The organism is Pantoea sp. XY16 (assembly GCF_025153065.1).
GTDB lineage: Bacteria > Pseudomonadota > Gammaproteobacteria > Enterobacterales > Enterobacteriaceae > Pantoea > Pantoea alfalfae.
Map to the genome: position 1 here is coordinate 212,086 of NZ_JANZNP010000007.1, position 17,449 is coordinate 229,534.

At 56.5% G+C, this 17,449-nt stretch carries 14 protein-coding genes and 1 pseudogene; 7 read left to right on the plus strand and 8 right to left on the minus strand.

What is annotated here, in order from left to right:
- Nucleotides 1–11 precede the first annotated feature (11 nt).
- The 3 genes from N1689_RS12810 to N1689_RS12820 form a co-directional block, all read right to left on the minus strand.
- Nucleotides 12–908: a LysR family transcriptional regulator gene (locus tag N1689_RS12810; RefSeq protein WP_260059084.1), complete on the minus strand. Its 897-nt coding sequence runs from the start codon at nt 906–908 to the stop codon at nt 12–14.
- 168 nt (nt 909–1,076) lie between these two features.
- Nucleotides 1,077–1,445, minus strand: coding sequence for a helix-turn-helix domain-containing protein (locus N1689_RS12815; protein WP_013359828.1), 369 nt, complete (start codon nt 1,443–1,445; stop codon nt 1,077–1,079).
- A 690-nt stretch (nt 1,446–2,135) separates the two neighbouring features.
- Nucleotides 2,136–2,477: a hypothetical protein gene (locus tag N1689_RS12820; RefSeq protein WP_161733606.1), complete on the minus strand. Its 342-nt coding sequence runs from the start codon at nt 2,475–2,477 to the stop codon at nt 2,136–2,138.
- A gap of 584 nt (nt 2,478–3,061) precedes the next feature.
- Between N1689_RS12820 and N1689_RS12825 the strand changes: the two genes are divergently transcribed.
- The 3 genes from N1689_RS12825 (at nt 3,062) to N1689_RS12835 (ending at nt 6,219) form a co-directional block, all read left to right on the plus strand.
- Entirely contained in the window at nt 3,062–3,721 is a 660-nt protein-coding gene (locus N1689_RS12825) for a response regulator (protein ID WP_111141873.1), read from the plus strand.
- Nucleotides 3,718–5,073, plus strand: coding sequence for a HAMP domain-containing sensor histidine kinase (locus N1689_RS12830; protein WP_260059088.1), 1,356 nt, complete (start codon nt 3,718–3,720; stop codon nt 5,071–5,073). Before N1689_RS12825 ends, N1689_RS12830 begins: the two co-directional genes overlap by 4 nt.
- Nucleotides 5,074–5,352: 279 nt before the next feature.
- On the plus strand, nt 5,353–6,219 hold the full coding sequence (locus N1689_RS12835) for a nucleoside-specific channel-forming protein Tsx (protein WP_161733602.1): 867 nt from the start codon (nt 5,353–5,355) through the stop codon (nt 6,217–6,219).
- Between the two features lie 138 nt (nt 6,220–6,357).
- Here the strand turns inward: N1689_RS12835 and yjdN are convergent, their stop codons facing one another.
- Nucleotides 6,358–6,795, minus strand: a complete 438-nt coding sequence (gene yjdN / locus N1689_RS12840; RefSeq protein ID WP_013359825.1) for a VOC family metalloprotein YjdN — start codon at nt 6,793–6,795, stop codon at nt 6,358–6,360.
- 72 nt (nt 6,796–6,867) lie between these two features.
- Complete coding sequence (locus tag N1689_RS12845; RefSeq protein WP_161733598.1) at nt 6,868–7,764, minus strand: LysR family transcriptional regulator; 897 nt, start codon at nt 7,762–7,764, stop codon at nt 6,868–6,870.
- 114 nt (nt 7,765–7,878) lie between these two features.
- On the opposite strand from N1689_RS12845, the gene N1689_RS12850 reads away from it, so the two are divergent.
- The 3 genes from N1689_RS12850 (at nt 7,879) to abgT (ending at nt 12,309) form a co-directional block, all read left to right on the plus strand.
- The gene (locus N1689_RS12850; RefSeq protein ID WP_260059089.1) at nt 7,879–9,192 is read left to right on the plus strand and encodes a M20 family metallo-hydrolase; all 1,314 of its coding nucleotides are present in this window, start codon (nt 7,879–7,881) and stop codon (nt 9,190–9,192) included.
- Nucleotides 9,189–10,631: a M20 family metallopeptidase gene (locus N1689_RS12855; RefSeq protein WP_260059091.1), complete on the plus strand. Its 1,443-nt coding sequence runs from the start codon at nt 9,189–9,191 to the stop codon at nt 10,629–10,631. Before N1689_RS12850 ends, N1689_RS12855 begins: the two co-directional genes overlap by 4 nt.
- 160 nt (nt 10,632–10,791) lie before the next feature.
- Nucleotides 10,792–12,309, plus strand: coding sequence for a p-aminobenzoyl-glutamate transporter (abgT, locus tag N1689_RS12860; protein ID WP_253420774.1), 1,518 nt, complete (start codon nt 10,792–10,794; stop codon nt 12,307–12,309).
- 81 nt (nt 12,310–12,390) lie between these two features.
- Here the strand turns inward: abgT and N1689_RS22120 are convergent.
- Nucleotides 12,391–12,492: pseudogene (locus N1689_RS22120) on the minus strand (hypothetical protein); the annotation flags it as partial.
- A gap of 394 nt (nt 12,493–12,886) precedes the next feature.
- Between N1689_RS22120 and N1689_RS12865 the strand changes: the two are divergent.
- On the plus strand, nt 12,887–14,296 hold the full coding sequence (locus N1689_RS12865) for an MFS transporter (protein WP_161733590.1): 1,410 nt from the start codon (nt 12,887–12,889) through the stop codon (nt 14,294–14,296).
- 46 nt (nt 14,297–14,342) lie between these two features.
- On the opposite strand, the gene N1689_RS12870 is transcribed toward N1689_RS12865, so the two are convergent.
- Both N1689_RS12870 and N1689_RS12875 read right to left on the minus strand, forming a co-directional pair.
- Nucleotides 14,343–15,653, minus strand: a complete 1,311-nt coding sequence (locus N1689_RS12870) for a cytochrome c (protein WP_260059093.1) — start codon at nt 15,651–15,653, stop codon at nt 14,343–14,345.
- A gap of 10 nt (nt 15,654–15,663) precedes the next feature.
- Nucleotides 15,664–17,448, minus strand: a complete 1,785-nt coding sequence (locus N1689_RS12875; protein WP_253420768.1) for a GMC family oxidoreductase — start codon at nt 17,446–17,448, stop codon at nt 15,664–15,666.
- Nucleotide 17,449: the final 1 nt, after the last annotated feature.

Here is a 17,449-nt window from a genome sequence, read left to right on the forward strand (position 1 = left end):
GCAGGCAACAGTCAGCCCGGATTGAGCGCCGTAATCAGGGCATCGCACAGCAGTGTCACCGGCGACGCCGGTTCAGGCGTGTTGTGCAGCAGCAGATAGCTTTGCAGGCGATCCATCTGCCACTCCGGCAGCAGTTGCTGAATGTCGCCACGCGCCATCGCCTCCTGTGCCATGTAGGACGGAAGATAGGCGATACCGCTGCCCGCCAGTGCGGCATTGAGCAGCGCCATGCTGTTATTGGCGCGAAAGCGGCTGCGCACGTCCAGTGCCAGCCGCTGTTTATCGCGGCGGAACGGCAGTGCGGCGGTGTGCGCCGGACCATGAAACAGCAGCAGGTCGTGGCGCGGCAACATCTCAGGATGCGTGATGGCGGGTCGCTGCGCCAGGTAAGCGGGCGCGGCATAAAGTCCCCACTCGATATCGCTCAGTACCCGGAAATTGCCCTGCTGCGGCGATCGGGATCGGATCACAATCGCCAGATCGACCTGATCGTCCAGCCGATCGTGATTGCGATCGGTCAGATCGAGATCGACGTTAATATGCAGATGGCGGCGCAGAAAACGATTGAGAACGGGAACCACGCACTGGCAGCCAAAAGTGACGGGCGCCTGTAGCCTGGCATGCCCAGTGGGCTGCTGATGCACCTGCTGCACAAACGCCTCGGCGCGCTGCACTTCAGCCAGCATCCTCACACAGTAAGGATAGTAAGCCTGACCCAGCTCAGTCAGTGCCAGCCGCCGGGTAGTACGCTGCAGCAGCCGGATACCGAGCCGCAGCTCCAGACGGGCAATTTCCCGGCTGACGTGAGATTTGGACAGGCCAAGTGCGCGTGCCGCCTCGCTGAAACTCTGTAATTCCACAACCCGTGCAAATACCAGCATAGCGGTTAAGTTCGCGCCATTTTCCATGTTTCCCGACTCCGGCAGTAAGGGGGGCTGGCAACAAACTAACATGTTCGGGCGGGATCGCTGTGGCTGACCGGCAAAAAAAGCGAGGCGAAGTTCAGGAGAAGAGCGGCGCAGAGCGCGGGCCGACCTTCCCGTCTGTGTGCGATGACGGGAAGGCCTTATCAGGCATCAGCTGGCCATCGCCAGAGGGAACAGCAGCCGATCCGGCTCGACGCGACGCTGACGGCGCAACTGGCCTGGCGTCATCATAAAGTAGTTTTTAAAGGTGCGGGTATAGGCCTGCTGGGTATCGAAGCCGTAATTCATCGCCACCTGTAATATCGCTTCGTTGCTGCTTAGCAGACTGAGTGCAGACTCGGTTAAGCGACGCTGGCGGATATATTCTGCCAGTGAAAAGCCGGTATGCTGGCGAAACAGGCGTTGCAGATGCCAGCGCGAATAGCCCGAGCGGCGTGCCACCTCATCCAGATGCAGATCGTGTCCTAAGTTGTTCTCAATCCAGTCCAGCAAACTCCGAATAAACTCGCGCTGATTCATGGTTCCTCCTGTTGATGCTGATGTGCAGTGGAGCCACTCTACCCGCTAAAATTTATCCCTTAATTAGCAGAAAATTAGCGCAGAATTAGCAACGGCGGAAACGGGAGCGGAAAGGCGCGGCCAGCGGGGCTTTGGGGGGAATCAGTCGTGAGATCGTTGAAGAAAAAGAGGTGAGATGTTTTCAAAAAACTGAGTCAGCCAGGAGATTTTTTTATGCGGGATGTGATGTGGTGATGAGTTCCTGGGAGCATCTAAAATTTTACGTTATCAATAAATTTCTGCTCAACACACAAATCCTCTATTTCTGAGCAAATCCTGTTAAAGCATCGCTGTTGAACCATTTATAGTTCCAGGTGAAATGTATTAGCCTCCTGCTCTACTGATTTTGTTAAATAATCACAGGGGCCGAAGCCCCTGCAGATTTAATATCCACGCTTAAGTTTTTTTACTGCTGCCAGATGTACTGAAAAACCATGAACACAAAGAAATGGCAGTTTTAACAAACGTAGTCAATGTAGCGATTGTAACCACCATTTTTGATGCATTTTCTGGCATAGCATACCAGCCTATATAGGAGACGCCTGCGCCACTCAAAAACATTGCGCCTACTAATATGCTGCTTAGTATAGATAGATAACAGACTATTTTTTGCATAAGACCCTCAGCTGTCATTAGTCGTGGAGACTAACTTCACCAGGTACATTGCCCACCAAAACTATTCCCAGCATTGCTGTTTCCAGAATTATTAAAACATGAACCGATACCACCCCCAATGGCACTTGCCACAGCTGAGCCCGGCCCACCTGCTGAACCAGCAATCATCCCGCCCAGAATACCATTGAGGCAGTCCGCAATTTCAGGATGAGCAGCCACGACCTGTACTACGCCATTACTCGGCCCAAATAGATTACTGGAACCACCCGACTTATTACCATGCTGGCTAGCATGAGAAGACGCTCCGGCATAAGCAGGGTCATATGCACCGCTTGCACCAGTAACTAAAAGCCATTGATTATTTTCTAAGTTCTTCATTTAACAAACTCCTTCTGTTCTTTATCTATTGATAGCAAACTCTATTGCCAGCACGTTTATATCAATTGATATTCCTATGAGCAAATAGTTATTATCCTTGCCGAAATTTAGAAAAACGAATCATATCAAACAGATTGACAGAAAAATATAGTTATGAGATTTTTTATGCTTATTAGTCTTAATAAAATTTTTAATATTTATGTGATTTTGTGACAGTTAGCACAATTCATTCGCAGAGTTAATTTTCATTGCATAATTTTAACATTTCCTATTCATTGTCAGATTAGCGGAAGTGAAGCCTCTATCGAATAACAATTATTTTTAACACGTATTATTCATATAATGGTGTAGTTACATAATTCCTGCAGATTCAGGATAGCGTTTACTTATTCCTGAAAGCATCAACATTTTCACCCCTAAGCCATTAGTTTTATTCTCGTTTAATTTGAAGAATGCGGGTAGGGTTCTGATTGAGCACTGCAGATGCAGCCAGCGCCGCCACAGTGCGGAGTATGACGGCGGATAATTCTGGCCTAACAATTGGTGAGTACACTCTCCCCCCATCTTTGCAGAGGAGATCAGCCATGCGCGTGTTACTGGTTGAAGATGATGAAATGATCGGCGCGAACCTGCAGCAGGCACTGGAGGGCGCGGGCTGGTCGGTAGATTGGGTGCGCGATGGCGTCTATGCCCAGAATGCCTGGAGCGAAGGCGGCTACAGCTGCGTGCTGCTCGATCTCGGCTTACCGCGCGATGACGGTCTGCAGGTGCTGCGCCGGGCGCGCGGGCGCGGCGATGCCACGCCAGTGCTGATTCTTACCGCACGCGACACGGTGGCGCAGCGGATACAGGGACTCGACAGCGGGGCGGATGACTACCTGCTTAAGCCGTTCGATCTCCAGGAAGTCATGGCCCGGATGCGCGCCATTACCCGACGCAGCCACGGCGCAGCAGACTCGGTGCTGGGCAGCGGTGATGTCCAGCTGGATATGATGACCCGCGAGGTACTCTACAAAGGACAGCGCGAGCAGCTGACTGCGCGGGAATATGCCCTGCTCTATGCCCTGCTGGAGCGGCCAGGTGCCATCTTGTCGCGCGAGCAGCTGGAAAACCGCATTTACGGCTGGGGCGATGAAGTCAGCAGCAACGCGGTCGATGTGCTGATCCACGGGATGCGTCGTAAGCTCGACAACGACGTGATCCGTAACGTGCGCGGACTGGGCTGGCGGGTTCCGGCAATATGAAACCTTTCACCTTTATGCGGTCATTACGCAACAAACTTCTCTCTACGCTGCTGATCATTCATTTGCTGATGATAGGCGGCGTCACCTGGTATTTCTTCAGCTGCTATGGCGATATGGTCGGCACAATGAAGGACGATCAGCTGGCGAAAATCGCTGATGCCTGGTCTACCAATAAACAGATGCCCGCCCTGATGCCGATGCTTATCGCGCCGGATAAAGCAAAGAGCGCCTTTGTAGTCCAGCTCTGGGACGATCAGGGCCAGTTGCGGGCCAGCTCATGGCCGGAGTTGCAGGCCCCGCTGCAAAATCAGCGCGGGTATCACGATGTGCATGTGGGTCAGTGCGACGACTGTGAATGGCGTATTTTTACCCGGCCCGGCATGCCCGGCAGCGAGATCAAAACCATCCAGGTGATGCACAACCTCAGCTACATGAAAGCCTCGATGGTTAAGCGGGCGCTGTCGGCGATCATTCCGATGATCCTGATGATGCCGCTGTCGCTGCTGGTGATCTGGCTGGTGGTGCGCAAGATCACCCGGGATCTGCAGGTCGCTTCACGTCAGATTGCGGCGCAGGAGACACATCATCCGCACAATGTTTCACCTGAGGGCTTACCGGATGAGATCCTGCCGCTGGTAGCCGCTTACAACTCGCTGCTGAGTAAGCTGCGTGACGCCTGGTCGTCGCAGCGTCAGTTCCTGGAAGATGCTGCCCATGAGCTGCGTACGCCGGTAACAGCGGTGACGTTACAGCTGGAAAACCTGCGTCAGCATATTCAGCCAGGCGAAGCGAGCCGTCAGTTCAGCCAGCTGGAAGCGGGCGTCACGCGCACCCGTCACCTGGTCACACAGTTACTCAATGTCTCACGCCAGGATGACCAGAGCGTGGTGTCCAGCGTGGAGCATATTGAACTGGACGATCTGCTGAAAGAGAGCATTGAGCAGCTGATGGTGGTGGCGGACAAACGCGGCATTGATATCGGCTTTAATGGCTCCACGCAGTACCGTCTGCAGGCCAGCCGTTCTGAATTGCGCAGCCTGTTCGACAACCTGATTGGTAACGCTATGTTGCACACGCCGGAAGGCAGCCTGGTCGATGTGCTGCTGCATCGGGTGGCGGGCAAAACGGTGGTCGATATTGTCGATAACGGACCGGGCATGCCGGAATCCTTTATCGAACGCGCGTTCGACCGTTTTACCCGTTCGCCTGACGTTAAAGCCCAGGGCAGCGGGCTGGGACTCTCCATTGTGCGTAACGTCGCACAGAAACATCAGATCCACGTTGCCCTTACCAACTGCCTGACACCACAGGGTGCTGTTTGTGGTTTGCAGGTTCGCGTCACCCTTCCCTGATCCCGCCTGTTTGATCACGAACCAGACAACGTAAACGGTTGCCTGGTTCCGTTCGATCCACATCGTTATTGTGAAGTTCGTCACATTTTAGCTGAATTGTAATGCAACACTTTTTGACAAACGTGAGCAAAATCTATTTTCTATCGATCTGTTACAGGCACGCTACGCGGGCTGAAGAACGGGTTGTTATTCGCTGTGAAACCCTCATTCCCATCAAGGGACCGATTTCTCTCTGACTGCGTCTGGTGTGCGGCGGTCAAAAGCATGTGGCTGATAATAATGAAATATAAAACGTTGATAGCAGGTGCCGTGCTGGCATGTTCATTGAGTGGTGCTGCGCAGGCCGCTGAAAGCGATCCACAGTATGTCTCCGACTGGTGGCATCAGAGCGTGAACGTGGTAGGCAGCTACCACACGCGTTTCGGACCGCAATTTAATAACGACGTTTATCTGGAATATGAAGCGTTTGCGAAGAAAGAGTGGTTCGATTTCTACGGCTATCTGGACGTGCCTAACTTCTTCGGCGTGGGCAACAGCAATGCCAACGGCGTGTTCGACCACGGTTCACCGATGTTTATGGAGATTGAACCGCGCTTCTCTATCGATAAGCTAACCGGCACCAGCCTGGCCTTTGGCCCGTTCAAAGAGTGGTATTTCGCCAATAACTATATCTACGATATGGGCCGCAACAGCGACAACCGCCAGAATACCTGGTATATGGGTCTGGGCACCGATATCGATACGCACAGCGATGTCGGCCTGTCGCTGAACGTCTACGCCAAATATCAGTGGGAAAATTACGGCGCGGCAAACGAAAACAGCTGGGATGGCTATCGCTTCAAGGTGAAATACTTCGTGCCAATCACCACGCTGTGGGGCGGTAATCTGGGCTATGTGGGCTTCACTAACTTCGACTGGGGTTCTGACCTCAACGAGAAAGGCGGTTCATCACGCACCAGCAACTCTATCGCCTCCAGCCACATTCTGTCACTGGGTTACGATCACTGGCATATTTCTGCAGTGGCGCGTTACTTCCACAACGGCGGACAGTGGGCGGATGGTCAGGAGCTGAACTTCGGCAAAGGGCCATTTGAAGTGAAATCGACTGGCTGGGGTTACTACCTGGTAGCGGGTTATAACTTCTGATAATGATGACGGGCGGCTGAAAAAACGCCCGTTGCACAGGAGAGCTGGCCTGGGGCATTAACGCCTCCAGGCCAGCTCTCCTCCAGGCCAACTTTTGAGAGGCAGGTTTAGCCACTCAGTCCTGCATCTGAACGTCGTTTATTCCTGCGGCTTCTCAACGTTGATGCGCCATGGAATGTTGAACTTATCGATAAACATCGCGAATCCATTCGACCAGAATGTCTCCTGCCACTCAGTTGTCACCTTGCCGCCTGCCGACAGTTTCTCAAACCAGGCTTTACCCTTTTCGACATCAGTGGTGGAAAGGCTGACCGCATAACCGGCATGTTCAGACGCGGGCGGCTTCTCAGTATTGCCGTCGCTCAGCATCAGCTCACCGTCACCGATACGCAGCTGGGCATGCATGATCTTTTCTGGCGGCTGCGGCGCGGCAGACTGATCGCCGACCTGCTCACCCTGATCCGGCATATCACCAAATTTCATTTTAGAGAGCAGCTCTCCCCCGGTCGCCTGCAGATAAAAGTCGATAGCCTCTTCACAACGGCCATAGAGAAACAGATAAGGACTGACTTGCATCGTAACCTCTATTTGTCGGGTGGATTTTTACAGTACCTCTATAGTGTAGACGATCGACTTTACCCACTGATTTCATTGACAATAACGCCGAAAGAGTTGTGCCATATAACTGCTCATCGGCGTCAGCGCGGTGTCTTTGCGCTGGATCAGATAGAAGATCGCTTTCGGTAAGGGCTCGTCGAGCGTCAGCGCCACCAGCGACCGGCCCAGAATCGGGTCGTCAATGACGTCGACCGACAGAATACTGATGAAATCGCTTTGCGCCACCAGGCTGGTGCAGGCCATAAAGGTTTCACAGGTCACCACGATTTTGGGTGCCATGCCGCGCTCGCCAAACAGATCGTGCAACAAGCGGTAGTAACTGCCTTTAGGCGTTGGCATCGTCCAGTCCGCCTGCTGTAACTCCGCCAGAGAACGCGCCTTTTCCAGCGGATGGCCTTTGCGCACCACTACCTTGTACTCGCGCTCCATCATCCGCTCATACATCAGCTCCTGATCGAGATGGCTCTGATCGTAGGTATTAATGGTGAAATCGAGTGCCCCCTGACGCAGTTCATGCACCATCGACACCAGCTGACCTTCGACGATGCGCACCTTCACCAGCGGATATTCGCGATGAAACTGGTTTATCACCTGCGGCATGATAGTGCGCGCCACGCTGCCACCGACGCCGATGTTCACCTGACCGCCGCCCAGTCCCAGCCGCTGCTGGATATCCTCTTCAGCGACCCGCAGCTCAGCCAGCACCAGGCTGGCATGGCGAAAAAAGTTATCACCGATATCGGTCAGTACCACGCCCTGCTGACGGCGGATAAACAGCTTTGCGCCCAGCTCGCGCTCCAGTTCCTGAATCGCTTTGGTTAACGCCGGTTGCGACAGCCCGGAAAGACGGCTTGCCGCCCGGATACTGCCCTGTCGCGCCACGTCAGTGAAGGCACGCAGCTGATGAAGTTTGAGATTGGCAGACATAGTTTTGCGATAACCGTTGTTTATCAGTCACAAGATATTCGCATCTTATGCCGCCCAGTACCATTGTGTAGATTCGACGCAATGCATAAAAAATCAACAATGAGGAGAGAGCCGATGAAACCCCTTTCAGACCACGTCAGCGCCCTGCTGCCACAGCTGCAACAGTGGCGTCGCGACTTCCATCACTACGCCGAATCGGGCTGGCTGGAGTTTCGTACCGCGACGTTAGTCGCAGAAGAACTGCATAAGCTCGGTTATCAACTGAAGCTGGGCCGTGAGGTGATCGATGCCGATGCGCGGATGGGCTTGCCTGACGAAGTCGTGCTGAAACAGCAGGAGGCGCGCGCGCTGCAACAGGGCGCGCTGCCGCAGTGGATCAATCACTTCTCTGGCGGATTCTGCGGCATCGTGGCGACGCTTGAGACCGGCCGTCCCGGCCCGGTGATGGGCTTTCGCGTCGATATGGATGCACTGGATCTCAACGAGAGCCAGGCTGACGATCATCTGCCGCAACGTGAAGGGTTCGCCTCCTGCAACGCAGGCATGATGCACGCCTGCGGGCATGACGGCCACACCACTATCGGGCTGGGTCTCGCCTCGGTGCTGATGGCGATGAAAGATCAGCTCAGCGGTACGATTAAACTGATCTTCCAGCCCGCCGAAGAGGGTGTGCGCGGCGCAAAAGCGATGGTGGCGGCGGGCGTGGTCGATGACGTTGATCGCTTCACCGCGATTCATATCGGCACCGGCGTACCGGCAGGCGAAGTGGTGTGCGGCAGCGACAGCTTCCTCGCCACCACCAAGCTGGATGTTCACTTTACCGGCGTCGGTGCCCATGCGGGCGGTCGCCCTGAAGAGGGTCGCAATGCCCTGCTGGCCGCCGCACAGGCGACGCTGGCGCTGCATGGCTTAACCCAGCACAGCGGCGGCGTGGCGCGGGTCAACGTGGGCGTGCTGCAGGCCGGAACCGGCCGTAACGTGGTGGCCGACTGCGCCCTGCTGAAAGTCGAAACCCGTGGCGTGACCAATCAGGTTAACGACGATATTTATCAGCAGGCGCTGCGGGTGATTGCCGGTGCAGCGGCGATGTATGGCGTTGAGCAGCAGGTTTCACTGATGGGTGCCGCGCGCAGCTGTACGCCGACGCAGCCGTGGGTCGATTTCATCCATCAGCAGGCAGACGCGCTCGGTATCTTCGACTCGGTGGTCGATCGTAAAGCGCAGGCGGCAGGGTCAGAAGATGCGACTTACATGATGGAGCGAGTCAAAGAGCGCGGCGGCCAGGCCTCTTACGTTATTTTTGGCTGCGCGCTGGCGGCGGGCCATCACAACGCGAAATTCGACTTTGACGAGCGGGTCATGCCGGACGCTATCACACTGCTGGCCACCCTGGCGCTGAACCAGGCGCAGTATAGGGGCTCACGATGATGGAAGACTTTATTGCCGACTATATCCATCGTCATCAGCTTCGTTTCAGCACGCTCAGCGACGCCATCTGGGACACACCGGAGACCCGCTTTGCCGAAACCCGCTCGTCAGCCCTGCTTTCTGATGCGCTGGCAGAAGAGGGATTCAGAGTGGAACGCGGCGTGGGTGGCATCGATACGGCGTTTATCGCCAGTGCGGGCAGCGGCAAGCCGGTGATTGCCATCTTTGGCGAGTTCGATGCGCTGGCGGGCCTGAGTCAGCAGGCGGGCTGCGCCCGGCCACAACCGCTGGAAGCCAACGGCAACGGCCATGGCTGCGGTCACAACCTGCTCGGCACGGCAGGTGTTGCAGCGGCCTGCGCCGTGAAAGCCTGGATGGAACAGCATCACACGGGTGGCACGGTGCGCTTTTACGGCTGCCCTGGCGAAGAGGGCGGTTCGGGCAAGACTTTTATGGTGCGCGAAGGGCTGTTTGACGACGTTGATGCCGCCGTGACCTGGCATCCGGAGGGGTTCAGCGGCATGTTCAATCTGCGCACCCTCGCCAATATTCAGGCGGCGTTCAGCTTCAAAGGGGTTGCGGCGCACGCGGCCAATTCTCCCCATCTGGGCCGAAGCGCCCTGGATGCCGTCACGCTGATGAATACCGGGGCCAATTTTCTGCGCGAGCATATTGTTCAGGAGGCACGTCTGCACTACGCCATCACCAACAGCGGCGGTGTATCGCCGAACGTGGTGCAGGCCGATGCGGAGGTGCTCTACCTGATCCGCGCCCCGGAACTGCCACAGGCGCAGGCGATTTATGAACGGGTGATCAATATCGCCAGGGGTGCAGCGCTGATGACCGACACCACGCTGACCGTACGTTTTGACAAAGCCTGCTCGGATTACGTGCCGAATCGCGCGCTGGAAGCGGTCATGGAGCGCTATTTGCATCAGTTTGGTTTGCCCGACTACAGCGACGAAGAGCGCGCGTTTGCGGCCGAACTGCGTGCCACCCTGACCGATGACGATCTGCGCAATGCCCGGCTCAATGTCGCCCGCACCGGTGGCGAAGCCGGGTATGCCTGGGCTGAACAGCTGGGCGACAAACTGTTTATGGATGAGGTTGCGCCCTATGCGGTCACGCGTGAGCTGCTTTATGGCTCCACCGATGTCGGCGATGTCAGCTGGGTAACGCCGACCGCACAGTGCTTTGCGCCCTGCTTTACCTTCGGCACGCCGCTGCACACCTGGCAACTGGTGGCGCAGGGTCGCACCAGTATCGGGCATAAGGGGATGTTTCTGGCGAGTAAAGTGATGGCGGCCACGGTGTTAACGCTGTTAACGGATCCGCAGGCACTGGCTGGCTGCAGGGCCGAGTTTGAACGGGTACGCGCCGCGCAGCCTTATATCTGCCCTATCCCGGCGGGGATCATACCCACAAAACTGGCCGAATGAGCCAACGGCCGTGTCTCTGACGCGGACCACTATAAAAAATAGTGCAAACACTTCCCTGATTCAGCGGAGCCGACTCTGAACTCACCGCCTGTTGTATATCACGACGGGCGTCAGACCGGGCCTCCACCGATAAGGGGAACACAAGACGAGAATCAATACCATGGAAGCAACATCCGGGAACCGCAGCCCTGGCCGGCTTTTCAGCTGGATCGAGCGTGTGGGGAATAAAGTCCCCAACCCGTTTTTACTGTTTGTCTATCTGATCGTGGTGCTGATGGTGGCGACCGCCATTATCAGCGCGCTGGATCTGGCTGTGAAGAACCCGAGCAACGGCGAAATCGTGCGGGTGAATAACCTGCTGAGCGTCGCAGGCATTCAGTGGATCCTGCCCAATATCATCAAAAACTTCAGCAGCTTTACACCGCTGGGATCGATTCTGGCGCTGGTGATTGGTGCCGGACTGGCGGAAAAGGTCGGCCTGCTCCAGTCGCTGATGGTGAAGATGGCGTCACGCGTCAGCCGCCGTTATGCCAGCTACATGGTGCTGTTTATCGCTTTCTTCAGCCATATCTCCTCGGATGCCGCGCTGGTAGTGATGCCGCCGCTGGGTGCGCTGATCTTCCTGGCGGTAGGGCGTCATCCGGTGGCGGGCCTGCTGGCCGCGATTGCCGGTGTGGCCTCTGGCTTTACCGCCAACCTGCTGATTGTCACCACCGATGTGCTGCTCTCGGGGATCAGCACCGAAGCAGCTAAAGCGGTCAGCGATACGGTACACGTCAGCGTCATCGATAACTGGTTTTTTATGGCCACGTCGGTGATTGTGCTGACGGGTGTGGGCGCGTTGCTGACCGATAAGTTTGTCGAGCCGCGCCTGCCAAAGTGGCAGGGCAACGGCGAGAAGCTGGCGGCACTGACGCCGCTGGAGAACCGCGGCCTGCGGGCTGCCGGGATCGCCGCGCTGCTGTTTATCGGCCTGATGGCGCTGCTGGTGGTGCCGGAACATGCGCCGCTGCGCAATCCCGCTACCGGCGCCATTATTCCCTCGCCCTTTATTCAGGGCATTGTGCCAATCATCATTCTGTTCTTCTTTGTGGTGGCGATTGCTTATGGCGTGGTCACCCGACAGATCCGCCGTCCGGATGATATCCCGCAGCTGCTGGTCGATCCGATGAAGGGCATGGCGGGTTTTATCGTGATGGTGTTTCCGCTGTCGCAGTTCGTGGCGTTCTTCAACTGGAGCAACATGGGCAAATTCATGGCGATCGGGCTGACTGATGTGCTGGAGAGCGCAGGCGTCAGCGGCGCGCCCGCTTTTCTCGGCCTGATGTTCCTGTCGGCGTTTCTCTGCATGTTTATCGCCAGCGGTTCAGCCATCTGGTCGATTCTGGCGCCGGTCTTTGTGCCGATGTTTATGCTGCTCGGCTTCCATCCCGCCTTTGCCCAGATGATTTTCCGCATCGCCGACTCCGCCGTGCTGCCACTGGCACCGATGTCGCCGTTTCTGCCGCTGTTTCTCGCCTTTTTGCAGCGTTACCAGAAAGATGCGCAGCTCGGCACCTATTACGTGCTGATCTTCCCCTATCCGCTGGTGTTCTTTATCAGCTGGATAGCGCTGCTGCTGGTGTGGTATCTGCTGGGTCTGCCGATTGGACCCGGCGTCTGGCCGAAATTGCCTTAAGGCACCGTGCCACCGATGCGGGCATTATCGGTGGCGCTTTCTCGCTTTTCCGGCTGGCGGGATATCTGGGCATGGATTGAGTGCCCGGATAGTCTTCACGTCGGCCACCGCATAGCGGGTAACACGACCTGGCTCTTTGGCACCGTTTTTGATCTCAACAGCTTCTTTCAGCGATGCTTTCAGCTCGTCAAAAAACTCACGTTACACCTTATCTTTCCCTGATTGTGTCAGCTTCTTCAGCTCAGCTTTTCTGCATCCATGAAGAAGAGGTAACAAAGCAAGGCTATGCTAGCGCAGTTACGTCATTTGCATCCATACGGGCCTGCTACCGCGTTACCGGGCTGAGAGACAGCTCTGAGTTTCATACAGATCCTGGCCTGATCACAACTGCCGGAGTTGATCTGCGATGAATGGCAAAACCTGCAACGTATGTTGCTAAATCGTCAGCAACGACGCTCTCGGCATTGGCGGATGAATTGACTATTCTGCTCTTTCTTCGCTTGCTAACGGTTAACTATTTTAATAAGCCTCCGACCGGCTGCGAGTCGTCTCCACACTGCCTGAGGTTCACGCTGACATGACCACCTCCTCCACCAGCCTGCCGCCGATGCACGCTTCATCGGCGGCCCGTAACAGCTTAGCCGCACGCGTTGATGCGCTGCCCTCCTCCGCCGGATTGTGGCGCTTTATTACGCTGCTGGCGCTGGGCGGCTTTTTTGAGCTTTATGATCTGTTTGAAACCGGCTACATCAGTACCGGCCTGCTGTCGGCCGGCGTATTTCACACGGGTGCGGCAGGCGTGCTGGGCTTCTCCGATCAGGCGGCCTTCGCCTCAGCCACTTTTCTCGGTCTGTTTTTCGGGGCCAGCCTGCTGGCCCCCTACGCTGACCGCTTTGGTCGCCGTCTCACCTTTATGTGTGCGCTGCTGTGGTATGGGCTGTTTTCGCTGCTGATGGCGTTCCAGCAGAGCGCGGAGATGATCATTCTGTTCCGCTTTCTGGTGGGGATCGGGCTGGGCGTCGAGCTGGTGACTATTGATACTTACCTGTCGGAATGGGTGCCGAGCCATCTGCGAAGCCGCGCTTTTGCCTTCTCCTTTTTCGTGCAGTTTTTGTCGGTGCCTGCGGTGGCGCTGATGTCCTGGTGGCTGATTCCGCAAACGCTGCTCAGTCTGGAAGGCTGGCGCTGGGTAGTGATCGCGGGCGCGGTCTGTTCGCTGGTGATCTGGCTGGTGCGCAGAAATCTGCCGGAGTCAGCACGCTGGCTGGCGCAGCAGGGTCGTCATCAGGAGGCACATGACGTGCTGTCAATGATGGAGCAACGCTGCGGCATCCCGGCCGGACCCGCGTTTTCAGCTGAGGATGCAGCGGCAAAACTGCCCAGAAAGGGACGCTTCAGCGAGATCTGGTCTCCTGCTTACCGCAAGCGCACTCTGATGCTGGTGGTGATGAATTTTTTTCAGGCAATCGGCTTTTTCGGCTTTGGTAACTGGCTGCCTGCGCTGTTGTCAGGCCGTGGAGCCACGGTGACGCACAGCCTGCTCTATGCTTTCTTCATCACCCTGGCCTATCCGCTGGGATCGCTGATTTGCAGCCGCTACGCTGACAAAATGGAGAATAAGTGGCAGATCGTCCTGTCGTCGCTGATGACGGTGGTGTTCGGTACGCTCTTTGCTTTCCAGACGCAGCCGGTATTGCTGATTCTGTGCGGCTTCCTGATCACCTGGTCCAACGCCTGGCTGACCTTCAGCTTCCACGCCTATCAGACCGAGATTTTCCCCACCCACATTCGGGCGCGGGCAGTCGGCTTCTGCTACTCCTTCAGCCGCCTCTCAACGGTCTTCAGCAGTATTCTCATCGGGATGATATTGCAGTACGCAGGAACGCCAGGTGTAATTACCTTTATCGTGCTGAGCATGGTGATGGTGATGCTGTCAGTAGGGATTTACGGGCCGAAAACGCGCGGAATCGATCTGGAGAATATCTAAAAGAAAAGGCCGTCATCCTGATGATGACGGCCTCTATTACTGCCGGTTATTTGCCTTCGAGTACGTTGATATCCGCACTGCCCAGCCGGTCTTTCTCATCTTTACGCAGCGCCGCGACCTGTTTCGCGCTGACCTGCTCTGTCGCCTTATTGCCCCAGCTGTTGCGCACGAAGTTCACTACGTCTGCCACCTGCTGATCGTCAAGACGCCAGCCAAATGCTGGCATGGTAATCGTCGACGGCGCGCCATTGACACCAGGCAACTGTCCGCCCACCAGCACGATATGGATCAGTGAGGTCGGATCGTCCGCCAGCACCACCGGATTACCGCGCAGTGCCGGATAGAAACGTTTATAACCGCTGCCATCGGTTTTATGGCACGCCGCACAGCTGTCGACGTAGGTGGCTGCCCCCGTCGCACTGTCGTCACCTTTCCACAACGCTTTGGCGGTGGCGTCATCGACGCTGAAGGCTGCCTGATGGGGATCTTTCGCGCCCAGCGACTTCAGATAGCGCGCAATCGCCGTGATATCGGACTCGCTCAGGTGCTGCAGGCTGTGTTCCACCACGTCGGTCATGCCACCGAAAGCGGCGGTCTGATCGTTGCGGCCATAACGCAGAAACTGACGCAGGTCCTCTTCGCTCCAGCGACCCAGCCCGTCACGGTTGTCACCGCGCAGGTTGCTGGCGGTCCAGCCATCAATCGGCGCGCTGCTACCCGCCAGATAGTCGCTGCCCTCCTCGTTGGTCAGCGCCTTCTCCTGCATGGTGATGCTGCGCGGCGTGTGACAGGCTCCGCAGTGACCCAATCCTTCAACCAGATAGCGACCCCGCGCCAGCACCGGATCTTCCTGGGCGGCAGGCTGGAACGCTTTTACATCGGGCGCAAAAATGCCGCGCCAGATCGCCAGCGGCCAGCGCATCGACAGCGGCCAGGGAATGTCGCTCTCCCGGTTTGGCTGCTTAACCGCCGCAACGCCATGCATGAAATAGGCATAAAGCGCCTTCATATCCTCATCGCTGACCACCGCGTAGGAAGGAAATGGCATCGCCGGATAGAGCGTATCGCCATTTTTCGCCACGCCGTGACGCACCGCTTTCTGAAAGTCGTCGTAGCTGTATTCACCAATACCGGTGTCGCCATCGGGCGTGATGTTGGTGGAGTAGATGGTGCCAATCGGTGTTGCCATCGGCAGACCACCGGCAAACGCTGCGCCGCCTTTGCTGGTGTGGCAGGCCACACAGTCACCGGCGCGCGCCAGATACTCACCGCGTTTAACCAGATCGTCCTGGCTGCTATCCGCCAGTACGGCGAACGACAGGGAGCCAAGAATCAGAGCCAGAATGCCATTTTTCATCGCCATCTCCTTATGCCTGCACCAGTGGACCAGGGTTTTTCAGGTAGTGCTCGCGAATCGCTTTGGCTGACCAGTAGGTCAGCGCCGCCACCATGCCGGTCGGGTTATAACCCAGTCCCTGCGGGAAGGCGGATGCGCCCGGTACAAACACATTTGGCACATCCCAGCTTTGCAGATAACGGTTCACCGCACTGGTTTTGGGATCGTCGCCCATGATCGCCCCGCCACTGATGTGGGTGGTCTGATACACCGTAGAGTCAAAATGGGTGCCCGGCTTTTTCGCGCCGCCGATGATCATCTTCGGGTTCATCGCTTCGGCGATGTTGCGCATCTTACCGACCATAAACTGCGCCATCTTGATGTCGTTCTCCTGCCAGTCAAAGGTCATGCGCAGCAGCGGCTGTCCATAGGCATCTTTATAGTGAGGATCGAGATCGAGGTAGTTAGCGCGATAGGACTGGTGTGCGCCGTGCGCATCCATCGACAGATGGTGGGTGTAAGTATCCGCCACCGCCGCTTTCCATTGGCTGCCCCAGTTAGGTGTGCCCGCTGGCACCGGCAGACCGGAGATCGGTTTGGTACCCGCCTGGTTGACCCAGAATGGCGAACCGCCGACAAAGCCCAGCGGCCCGTGGTCGAAGTTATCCGCATTGAAATCATCAATGCCGACGCCCGCGCCACCCGCACCGATGAACGGATTGGTGGTGGTGTTTTTATCAAACAGCGCCTTGAGCGTGGAGAGGTTCTGATAGGCGAAGTTGCGGCCTACGGTGCCTTCGTTAGTGATCGGATTGTACGGTTTACCGATGCCCGACAGCAGCATCAGATGCACATTATGGAACTGGAAGGCGGAGAGGATCACCAGGTCAGCGGGCTGGACCTGCTCGCGACCCTGCCCATCCACATAGGTCACGCCGGTCGCGCGCGTTTTGTCATCGCTGAGATTAACCCGCAGCACATAAGAGTTATTGCGCAGCTCGAACTTCGGCTCCTGACGCAGCGCGGGCAGGATGTTCACATTAGGCGACGCTTTGGAATACATGTAGCAGGCGTAGCCGCTGCAGTAACCGCAGAAGTTGCATGGCCCCATCTGCGCGCCATAGGTGTTGGTATAAGGGCCCGATGTGTTGGCGGACGGCAGATCGTAAGGATGATAGCCGACCGACTCAGCGGCCTGAGCAAACAGCTGCGCTGAATAAGTACGCTTCTGCGCGGGCAGCGGGAAGTTATCGGAGCGATCCGGCGCAAACGGGTTGCCGCCTTTATCTTTGCCGACCACCTTCCCCTTAATGCTCCAGGCGCTGCCGGAGGTGCCAAAGACTTTTTCTGCCTTGTCGAAGAACGGCTCAAGCTCATCGTAGCTGACGCCGAAATCCTGAATCGTCATGCCCTCCGGGATAAAGTTCTTACCATAGCGCTCTTCGTAATGGCTGCGCATCCGCAGTTCAACCGGATCGACACGGAAATGAACGCCGGACCAGTGCAGACCTGCGCCACCTGTGCCGGTGCCTGGCAGAAACGCCGCCAGCTGGCGATAGGGAACAGCCGTCTGCGAGGCGTCATGACGAATGGTTACGGTGCTTTTAGAGAGATCCTGGAACAGTTTTTTGCGAACGTTATAGGTCAGCTCATCAATGGACTGCGGATAGGAGCCATCAGGATAGGTATCGCGATGCGGTCCGCGCTCCAGCGCCAGCACGTGAAGGCCCGCTTCGGTCAGCTCTTTCGCCATAATCGCGCCTGCCCAGCCGAAGCCGACAATCACCGCATCCACTTTTTTCATTTCGTTAGCCATG